The following is a 9,463-nucleotide window of genomic DNA, read 5'->3' as shown; positions in this document are numbered from 1 at the left end:
TTTAAAACTTGCGCCATAGCCCCACCGCCCGCCCGCGGGCGGGCGGTGGGGCGAGCAGGAGCCATCAAAAATTTCAACTAAAAAAAGGATTGACTCATTCTGCGTGATGGTTATCTTAAGGGAAAGCGATTCTGGCAATTTCTCTATGAATCAAATCGCACAAGCCCTTGATAATGTTATCAAGAATTCTAGAATTACGTATTTATTTTCTAGCCGATTTGCGAGAAATACATTTTGTCTTTTCGGTGGGCGATTGAATAACGGGGAAGACACTTTTATCTATAACACACAACCACCCTCCGGTAGATATGCAATGGTTGGTGCCGGGAGCAATAACATCTCCGACGTAGACCTTTTTGTTATAAGGCAACAAGCTCGGGATTATACTTCAGGTACTGAAATTGCAAAAGATACGGCCATAGACAATCATCCGATTTGTACCTTTACCGTGAATCCAGGTTATTTTTATCTGCTAATGCACAAGAACTACGCTTCGTATGGTAACTCGGCTGGATTTGTCTTTTCAATCTTATTGGAACTATAAGACTGTTTATCCTGAATCGTATTTCAAGAGATACTGCAAAATGGGATTCGGAAGTCGGGGGCATGAGCGATAGCATGCCATGTTTTTCGAAAATACGATATAGCGATATCCGACATGGTTGTGAGGCGCCTATTATTCCAGAGTCATCTATTCCTCGGCAAAGCGCCACTCACACCCGCATTGAACGATTCCCCGCCAGCGCAAGTCTAATGCTCACAGAGAACGGCTGTTCTCAACCTCGTTGGAGACGTTGCATGCACGGTTAATGCGGAGGTCAAACGTGAGCGTGATAAAAAAGCTTTGCCGGTTAGCTTCGTGTCTGGCAGCGATGCTGGCCATCATCGTATGCGTCACACACGCGACGCCTGAGCCAGGCCCGGGCGCGAAACTCCTCCCTGCCGCTGCCAACTTTGCATCATTGACTCCAGACTCCACCCATCTCGATTTCAGCAAAGATATTTTGCCATTGGTTTCAAAATGCCAGCCCTGCCATTTCGCCGGCGGCAAAATGTATGCACAGCTTCCCTTCGACAAGCCGCAAACGATTCGCAAGCTCGGTGCACAGCTTTTTACTCGCCTCAAAGATAAAAAAGAGCAGGCGCTCATCCGCCGCTTTCTGGCGCAAACCGATTCAACCAGCCAAACGACATTACAGGAGACCAGGCATGCCGCTCAAAACTAAAATCATGCTCGCAAGTTTTGCAATCGCGAGCCAATTCATCGTGTTCAGCGCAGCCTCATTCGCACAAAATTGGCCGCAATGGCGCGGGCCGCATCGTGATGGCCATCTCGAAGAGTTCTCCGCGCCGGCGCGCTGGCCGGATAGTCTCAAAAAAGTTTGGAGCATTGCAGCCGGCGCGGGCTTGTCGTCGCCGGTGGTGGCCCAGGACAACGTTTATTTGCTGACGCGCGACGGCGAGGACGAGGTTGTTTCCTGTTACCAAATTTCCAGCGGCGAACGTGTTTGGCAACAGCGTTATCGCACGCCCTTCATTCCAAATCCGCAAGCGGTGATTACGCGCTTCTTTCCCGTTTCACAAGGCAAAGGGCCGTTTGCCACGCCGCTGGTACACAACAATCGTCTCTACACCCTCGGCATCGATCGCGTATTGTCTTGTTTTGACGTCAAAACCGGCGACTTGCTGTGGCGGCACCATGATTTGAAACAAACGATTCCGGAGAAAATAGTTTATGCGTGCGCGCCCTGCGGCTGCGCGGAGGATGCGAAAAGATTCGATGCGCCTGGCAACTGTCCTGCCTGCGGCATGTCACTCGGCCCGCTGGGCATGGAAACCTCGGAGCAAGTCGGAATTGGCAATTATTACGGCGCCGCCGCCTCGCCGCTGGTTGCGGATAATTTCTTGATCGCGAATATTGGCAATCCTGAGGCCGGTTATCTCATTGCGTTCGATCTCGCCTCCGGCAAGGAAAGCTGGCGCTGGCAGGGGCCTTCGCCGTCATCCTCTTCTCCTGTTCTTGCGGAGTTGCATGGCGTAAAACAAATCATCGTGCTCACCCGCACCAATCTTGCCGGCGTTGCTTTGGAAAACGGGCAGGAATTGTGGTGTTATGAGATTGAATCGAATGCGCAAATTGTAACGCCCATTGTCCTGGAGGATCTTGTCATCTTCTCGGCTTATCGCAGCCCGACAACGGCCGTGCGCATCTCAAAAACAGGCAGCGCGTGGTCGGCGCAGCTTGCGTGGAGCAACAACGAAGTCACGCTGTACACCAGCACGCCGGTGTTGGTGGGCGACAAGCTTTATGGCCTTTCGTACGCCAATCGCGGGCAGTTTTTTGCGATGGAGGCGCGTACCGGAAAAGTGTTGTGGACGAGTGAAGGGCGGCAGGCCGGCGGCGCCGCTATCCTGCATGCGGGAAAACGGATGTTTGCATTGACGAACGAGGCTGCGCTTATTGTCCTGGCGACACAGGAGGACGCATACAAACCCCTGGCGCGGTATCAAGTTTCAGATAACCCCACCTGGGCGCATCCATTGCTGTGGGAGAAAAATATCCTGGTGAAAGATGAAACAAATTTGACATTATGGCGTTTGGAGTGACCTGTTCGACGCATCGGTGGGTTGTTTGAACCGAAAAATGGAGCGCCGCCATGTCAACTGACATCATCATCGTGGAACAAATTCCGAATGCCAGAGATTATCGCCGTTTGCGCCGCGCCGTGGGTTGGGATGATTTGGAGGAACAGGTGGTGCAGCGCGGCTTGCAGCAATCGCTTTATGCGGTATGCGCTATGCGCGAGAGCGAAATCGTTGGTTGCGGTCGCGTGGTTGGTGATGGCGCGATTTATTTTTATATTCAGGACATCATTGTGTTGCCAGAGCTTCAAGCACAAGGCATTGGGCGACAAATCATGGCGCGCGTCATGGATTTCATCGCCGCGTATGCTTCGCACAACAGCTTCATCGCTCTGATGGCCGCCCAGGGCGTGGAAAAATTTTATGAGAAATACGGCTTCCGCCGGCGGCCCGACGACCGGCCGGGAATGTTCTTGATCTGGAAAGAAAAAGAATAGCAACCGTTCAGCCGATTGCAAAAAGGCGAGTAATCGTTTTGCTTTGTTGCAGAGCCCGAAACAACGTTGCCGTGAGTTTGAGGAAATTGCTTCATGCATTGCAAATTTTTATCCTGCATACCTCTTTGGCTGGCAACAATCCTCCTCTGCGTTAGCGCGCCAACATTATCCCAAACAAACGGCACGTGGTTCACACGCGCGCCGTTGCCGACGCCGCGCCAGGAGATTCCGCACGCGGTTTTGCAAGGCAAGATTTATGTGCCCGGCGGCCTGCGCAGCGGCGGTGTGGCAACCAATACTATCGAAGTCTTCGAACCGGTTACCAATCAATGGTCGACGGCTCCATCGCTGCCTTTGATGATGCATCATTTGCATTTTGCTGCGGCCAACGGCAGACTGTATGTCTTGGGCGGGTACTCGGGCAATTCCTTCGCGGCAACAGCGCGCGTGTTTGAATTCAATTTTGCGGCGAACAGTTGGTCGGAAAAAATGGCAATGCCTGCTGCGCGCGGCGCCGGCGTGGCCGTTGCCTACGGTGAAAAGATTTATGTCATCGGCGGCGTTAGCAGCTCGGGGGCTGTGGTGAGCACCAATCAGGTTTATGATCCTCGCGCCAATAATTGGCACACACTCGCCGCAATGCCGACGCCGCGTGAGCATCTCGCCGCAGTAGTGATCGATTCGTTGATTTACGTCATCGGCGGCCGGGATTTTTCCGCGATTGGCAACACCGCGCGTCTCGAGGCTTATTCGCCGGCAACCAATCGCTGGTACACGCTCGCCAGCATGCCGACAGCGCGCGGCGGCTTGGCGGCCGCGGCGTTGCATGGTAAGCTCTATGTTTTCGGCGGCGAAATTCCCGGTGTTTTTGATGAGGTGGAAGAATATGATCCCCGATCAAACACCTGGCAATCGTTGCCTCCGATGCCGGCGCCGCGGCACGGCGTGGGCGCGGTCACCGTGGGCGACACGATTTTCATTATCGGCGGCGCGTTGCAGGAAGGCCTGGGCGTGAGCAGCATCACTTCGGGATTTACTATTTCTGCACCCAGCGAGGTTGCGGAGACAGAGCGGGAACTTCCCCGCACGTATACTTTGCTGCAAAACTATCCCAATCCATTTAACGCAAGCACGCTCATCCGTTTTGGCGTACCGCAGCCGAGTCATGTTACTTTGAAAATCTTTAATGCGATTGGACAAGAAAAAGCGACGCTCGTCGACGGCCAAGTTGCCGCAGGCTGGCATGCCGTATCCTGGCATGCGGCAGAAGCGCCCAGCGGCGTCTATTTCTGCCGTTTCCAATCCGGTGAGGTAACGCAAACCATGAAGCTCATTTTATTGCGATAAAACGCCATGCTTTTCACACTAACTCACGCGCAAGCAATTCTCTCGCGCACGCCTGCAACATTAAAAACGCTGTTGCACGACTTACCGGAGCCCTGGCTCAACGGCAACGAAGGCGGCGACACCTGGAGCCCGTTCGATGTCCTCGGCCACTTGATTCATGGTGAAAAAACCGACTGGATACCGCGCGTCAAAATCATACTTGAACAGGGCGAAAGCCGGCCTTTCGATCCGTTCGATCGTTTTGCCCAATTCGAAGCTAGCAAAGGCAAAACTCTGGCCGAGTTGCTCGAGGCGTTTGCATCATTGCGCCAGCAGAATCTGGCGACCCTCGCGCATCTGCAACTCACCGAAGAGCAGCTTGCTCTAACCGGCACACATCCCGCTTTCGGCAGAGTGACTCTGGCGCAGCTTTTGGCAACATGGGTGGTACACGATCTCGATCATATTGGCCAGATCGCGCGCGTGCTGGCAAAACAATACACAACCGAAGTAGGGCCGTGGATCGAATACCTGTCAATCTTGCGAGACCGGCGCTAGCTGGGGCACTGTAATCTTTGACTGCCATCATTGTCATCCAGGGACCATGTGGAGTATTAAGCACAATACCAAGCATTTCACTATATTCCCAAAGAACAAGAGATGGGGGTTACACAAATCATGGTAACGGTGTACCAGTGAGAAGAAACAGGAAAACCACTGCGGACAAAATCCTTTATGCTTCCCACAAACAAATCCGTTGGCCGCCTTCATCGGTTGGGGATATTTTCTGTCGAAACAAAAATGTGCCTATCTCATCAGTGAATCTTTCACTATCTAATTCAGAATTCAAACAAGAATCTCGAGTTTCAATATTCATTCGGAGCCTGCCGCTTGTACATTCCCCAACGCTTTCTTGAAGCCGATCAAGAAAAAATTGAACGATTCATTCAACAAAACAGTTTTGCCACGCTCGTCAGCCATGAGGGCGCAGATCTGATCGCCACCCATCTGCCCTTGGAGTTGGAACGCGAGGAGGATGCGGCATATCTGCGGGGCCATCTCGCACGCCCCAACCAGCAATGGCGCACATTTAACCCCAGCCAAAATGTATTAGCGATCTTTACCGGGCCGCATGCTTATGTTTCCGCGCGTTGGTATAACCATCTCAATGTGCCGACATGGAATTATATCGCCGTGTATGTGTATGGCAAACCGCGCTTGATCACCGCACACGATGAGCTTTACGCCATGCTCAAACGCCTGGTCGACAAATATGAGGCGGCGCCGCCGGAGTCGCGCTATCGCCTGGAAAACTTGCCTCCGGATTTTGTGAAAAAGGAAATGCGCGGCATCGTTGGGATTGAAATCAAAATCGAGCGTCTCGAAGCCAAAGCCAAGCTCAGCCAAAACCGTAATGCGCAGGATTATGATAATATCATTGCAGAGCTGGAAAAAAGTCCGGGCGAGAATGCCCGTTCCCTCGCGGCGGAGATGCGCGGCAAACGCCAGAAGTTATTCGGAGAGCAGACATGACCGAGGGCAAATCGAATCATCTCATCGCTTCTTCGCGCAATTATTTTGGCGGTTGCGCGCTCACGCGCATGACGGAACACCGTGAAGATCGCGTGTGGCTGGCAGAACGGCTTGGCGATCCCACGACGCGCATCATTGTGTTGCAGGACGCCCAACATCTCTTCGATTCAAACAATCAGCCGGTTTTTCTCTCACCGCTAGATTTTTCCAGTCCGCCGCTGGATTTGCATGAAACAATTTTTCTCAGTGAAGAAGAGGGGGTTGCGTACTTCGCGCTCGACCTCAGTACACGAAGTAATGATGGAGCCAATGCGCTGCACCGTTTAGGAGAATTCAAAGATGTAAAGCTGCTCGCGCCGTTTCTTCCGGCGCAAGACGCGGCATTGCTGGCCTATGCCCGGGCGCTGGTGCATTGGCATCAAACGCATCGCTTCTGCGGCGCTTGCGGCGCGCCGGCAGAGCCGCGTTCCGGCGGACACATGCGGCAATGTCTGAGCGCAACCTGCGGCCGCCAGCATTTTCCGCGCACGGATCCGGCGATCATTGTGCTGGTCACTCGCGGCGAATACGCATTGCTGGCGCGCAGTCCACATTTTCGCCCCAAAGTGCTTTCCACACTGGCAGGCTTTGTCGAGCCGGGTGAAACGCTCGAAGCTGCGGTGAAGCGTGAAGTTTTCGAAGAAACCGGCGTTCATGTTTATCACGTGGAATATCATTCCTCGCAGCCCTGGCCTTTTCCCTCCTCACTTATGATCGGGTTCTATGCTAAAACAGATACAACGGAATTGCATGTGAACGCTCAGGAGATTGAAGAAGCGCGTTGGTTGACGCGGGCTGAGTTGCGGGCAGCCGTGGCTTCCGGCGAGCTGTTGCTTCCTTCATTGGCATCGATTTCTTACCGTCTTATCCGCGAATGGCTGGAGGCGGAATCAGAGTAATGACGAAATGAATCTTGCCGATATGGAGGCGTCGATTTTCTGCAGTCAGCGCTTGTTTCACAATATCGAAAACCGAGGCAAAACAACTTACAAATAATTTAGGAAAAAGAACCCATGCCAACACCATGGTCGCCGGAACAAAACAAAGCTGTCATTATCAAATTGCTGGAGGAAGTTGATCGCGGCAACCTGGAGATCTTTCACGAGTATTACGCCGCCGACTATGTCGATCACACACCCTCGCCGCTGCGCGAGCTTGCCCCGGGACTGGAGGGCATCAAACAGGCTTTTCGCTTGCTCTATTCCGCTTTCCCCGATACCGTGCATGTCATCGATGATTTGATTGCCGAGGGCGACAAAGTTGTTGTGCGGCTTCATGCTACAGCAACACATACAGGCCAAATCTTTGATACGCCGCCCACCGGCAAGAAAGTGACCTTGTCTTCCATTGTGATCTATCGTCTAGCCCAGGGCAAAATCGTGGAGCGTTGGGTCGCGCAACAAGGTCCGGGAGTTCTGCAACAAATCGGGGTAACGATTCCATCAAAATAGCGATTGTATTTTTAGGGACAGTATTCATGCAGCGATATCTTTGGCACGCTTTATTATTCACGTTCACATTTCTGCCGCAAATAGCCAAGGGGCAAAGCGCGGCACAACCTCAACAACTTGTGGTGCAAGCCTGGCAGGTTGTGCAGCAACAGTATTATGATTCGACGTTCAACAACGTCGATTGGTCACGCGTGCGGCAAGAATTTTTGGCGCGCGGCTATCGCACAAGAGCAGAGGCTTACACCGCCATTTCAAACATGCTTCTGCGGCTGAACAATCCCGCGACGCGCTTGCTTACTCAAAAAGAATTCACGGCAATGCTGGCAGAGATTTCCGGCACCGCGACCGAAGGCACGGGATTGCTCGAATTATTGTGTCTAGATATTCACGAGCAAACGCGCAAGCTCACGGTGGTGACGCCTCTACCCAACTCTCCGGCAGCGTTTGCCGGTTTGCAACCAGGTGATGAAATTCTCAAGATCAACGGCGTTGCGACCGAGGGACTGAACCTAGCGGCGGCCATGAAGCTTTTGCGCGGGCCGCGTGCGACCAAGGTGAACTTGACGATTCAGCGCGCTACACGATCATATGAACAGGAAGTGTCGCGTGAGTTCTTAACGTCATCCAAGGCCGTGCAGGCAAGCTTGCGCGAGGAGAAAGCCGGCAAAATCGGATATATCGCTTTGGCGCAATTCACGCCAACTGCCGGCGCCGAGATGCGCGAGGCCATCAACCGCTTGACGCAAGCAGGCGCCGCAGCATTTGTGCTCGACTTGCGCTACAATCCCGGTGGCTTTTTGCCGGCATGTCAAGACATTGCTGGAATGTTTTTGGGTGAAGCAAAAATTGCCAATCTCATCAGTCGCAGCAATGATTTTTCCGAACTGCAAGCGCAGGGCGAGCGCTTAACGGACAAGCCGCTTGCCGTATTGGTGAATGCAGGCACAGCCAGCGCTGCCGAAGTATTAGCCGGCGCCTTGCAAGAAAGCCGGCGCGCGCACATCGTCGGCACACGAACCTTTGGCAAAGGCCTGGTTCATAACGCGCAACAACTGGCGGACAGCTCAGGGCTCATGATCACCATCGCACGCGCGCAAACCGTCAAAGGCCGGGATATTCTGACGGAAGGCATCATGCCCGACGAAATCGTTGCCGCGCCGGAAGAGTTGTTGAAGCAACCCTGGCCGCCCGCGGCAGCACCGGCCGGCGATCGGCCTTATCATCGCGCCGTCGAAAAACTGCTGCAAAAAAAGAAACTGTTCATTGCGATTTTCTCGCTTGGCCCCGCCTGGCAGAAGGACAAACCCGCGCACGAGCAGGCGCATTTCAAAGAGCATAGCGCCAACCTGCAACGGCTGCGGGCTGAGAAAAAAATCCTGCTGGGCGCACGATATGCCGACAAGGGCATGATCATTCTGTCCGCGGCAGATGAGCCGGAAGCGCGCGCGTGGCTGGAGAGTGATCTCATGGTTGTCAACAGCGTTTTCACGCTCGCGTTGCATCCTTTCCAGCCTTTTTACTACGGCAGCATCGAAAAAGAATAATGTTGAACGGAAATGCTGCCTCCCTCGTCATTTCATCAACAAGGAGAGCGCATGGCCGCATATGTTGCCGTTGAAATCACCGTGAAAGACGCGGAAACTTACGAGCGCTACAAGCAGCTCGCGCCGCCCTCAATTGCGGCTTATGGCGGCCGTTATCTCGTGCGCGGCGGCAAAACCGAAACGCTCGAAGGCTCATGGCTTCCTTCGCGCTTTGTGATTCTCGAGTTTCCCAACGCACAACAAGCGCGCGCCTGGTGGGAATCTCCCGAGTATGCGCCTGCCAAAGCGCTGCGGCAGGAATGCGCCGGAACGGAGATGATCCTCGTTGAAGGCGTTTAGCAGTTGACAGAAAAATGTATGGCAGGAAAATTTTTGGCTTTTGTAGCCTTTCGTTATTTTTTATGGAGAAACTGATGCGAATGACAAAGCATGCCTTCGTGAAAATCCCCTTTGTTGTTTTGTGCATGTTGCTCGTTTTCATACACACAAC

General features: G+C 53.3%; 10 protein-coding genes. All 10 read left to right on the top strand.

What is annotated here, in order from left to right:
• Nucleotides 1-145: 145 nt before the first annotated feature.
• Nucleotides 146-544 carry a hypothetical protein gene (locus FBQ85_20870; protein ID MDL1877592.1) on the top strand — a complete coding sequence of 133 codons (399 nt, stop codon included), beginning with the start codon at nt 146-148 and terminating at the stop codon, nt 542-544.
• A 512-nt stretch (nt 545-1,056) separates the two neighbouring features.
• Complete coding sequence (locus tag FBQ85_20865) at nt 1,057-2,607, top strand: hypothetical protein (protein MDL1877591.1); 1,551 nt, start codon at nt 1,057-1,059, stop codon at nt 2,605-2,607.
• 50 nt (nt 2,608-2,657) lie between these two features.
• Nucleotides 2,658-3,080: a GNAT family N-acetyltransferase gene (locus tag FBQ85_20860; GenBank protein ID MDL1877590.1), complete on the top strand. Its 423-nt coding sequence runs from the start codon at nt 2,658-2,660 to the stop codon at nt 3,078-3,080.
• 93 nt (nt 3,081-3,173) lie between these two features.
• Complete coding sequence (locus tag FBQ85_20855) at nt 3,174-4,427, top strand: T9SS type A sorting domain-containing protein (GenBank protein ID MDL1877589.1); 1,254 nt, start codon at nt 3,174-3,176, stop codon at nt 4,425-4,427.
• 6 nt (nt 4,428-4,433) lie between these two features.
• On the top strand, nt 4,434-4,964 hold the full coding sequence (locus tag FBQ85_20850) for a DinB family protein (protein ID MDL1877588.1): 531 nt from the start codon (nt 4,434-4,436) through the stop codon (nt 4,962-4,964).
• Nucleotides 4,965-5,228: 264 nt separating this feature from the next.
• The gene (locus FBQ85_20845) at nt 5,229-5,939 is read left to right on the top strand and encodes an FMN-binding negative transcriptional regulator (protein ID MDL1877587.1); all 711 of its coding nucleotides are present in this window, start codon (nt 5,229-5,231) and stop codon (nt 5,937-5,939) included.
• Entirely contained in the window at nt 5,936-6,877 is a 942-nt protein-coding gene (nudC, locus tag FBQ85_20840; protein ID MDL1877586.1) for an NAD(+) diphosphatase, read from the top strand. Before FBQ85_20845 ends, nudC begins: the two co-directional genes overlap by 4 nt.
• A gap of 114 nt (nt 6,878-6,991) precedes the next feature.
• Nucleotides 6,992-7,429 carry an ester cyclase gene (locus FBQ85_20835; GenBank protein ID MDL1877585.1) on the top strand — a complete coding sequence of 146 codons (438 nt, stop codon included), beginning with the start codon at nt 6,992-6,994 and terminating at the stop codon, nt 7,427-7,429.
• 26 nt (nt 7,430-7,455) lie between these two features.
• Nucleotides 7,456-8,973, top strand: coding sequence for a PDZ domain-containing protein (locus tag FBQ85_20830; protein ID MDL1877584.1), 1,518 nt, complete (start codon nt 7,456-7,458; stop codon nt 8,971-8,973).
• A 51-nt stretch (nt 8,974-9,024) separates the two neighbouring features.
• Nucleotides 9,025-9,312: a DUF1330 domain-containing protein gene (locus FBQ85_20825; protein MDL1877583.1), complete on the top strand. Its 288-nt coding sequence runs from the start codon at nt 9,025-9,027 to the stop codon at nt 9,310-9,312.
• Nucleotides 9,313-9,463 lie beyond the last annotated feature (151 nt).

Source organism: Cytophagia bacterium CHB2 (genome assembly GCA_030263535.1).
Taxonomy (GTDB): domain Bacteria; phylum Zhuqueibacterota; class Zhuqueibacteria; order Zhuqueibacterales; family Zhuqueibacteraceae; genus Coneutiohabitans.
This window is presented reverse-complemented; position numbering and strand designations above follow the sequence as displayed.

Excerpts from the sequence above, each read along its gene's own strand:
- FBQ85_20860 (MDL1877590.1), top strand. The coding sequence starts at position 2,658 with ATGTCAACTGACATCATCATCGTGGAACAAATTCCGAATGCCAGAGAT.
- FBQ85_20870 (MDL1877592.1), top strand. The coding sequence starts at position 146 with ATGAATCAAATCGCACAAGCCCTTGATAATGTTATCAAGAATTCTAGA.
- nudC (MDL1877586.1), top strand. The coding sequence starts at position 5,936 with ATGACCGAGGGCAAATCGAATCATCTCATCGCTTCTTCGCGCAATTAT.
- FBQ85_20850 (MDL1877588.1), top strand. The coding sequence starts at position 4,434 with ATGCTTTTCACACTAACTCACGCGCAAGCAATTCTCTCGCGCACGCCT.
- FBQ85_20855 (MDL1877589.1), top strand. The coding sequence starts at position 3,174 with ATGCATTGCAAATTTTTATCCTGCATACCTCTTTGGCTGGCAACAATC.
- FBQ85_20825 (MDL1877583.1), top strand. The coding sequence starts at position 9,025 with ATGGCCGCATATGTTGCCGTTGAAATCACCGTGAAAGACGCGGAAACT.
- FBQ85_20865 (MDL1877591.1), top strand. The coding sequence starts at position 1,057 with ATGCACAGCTTCCCTTCGACAAGCCGCAAACGATTCGCAAGCTCGGTG.
- FBQ85_20835 (MDL1877585.1), top strand. The coding sequence starts at position 6,992 with ATGCCAACACCATGGTCGCCGGAACAAAACAAAGCTGTCATTATCAAA.
- FBQ85_20830 (MDL1877584.1), top strand. The coding sequence starts at position 7,456 with ATGCAGCGATATCTTTGGCACGCTTTATTATTCACGTTCACATTTCTG.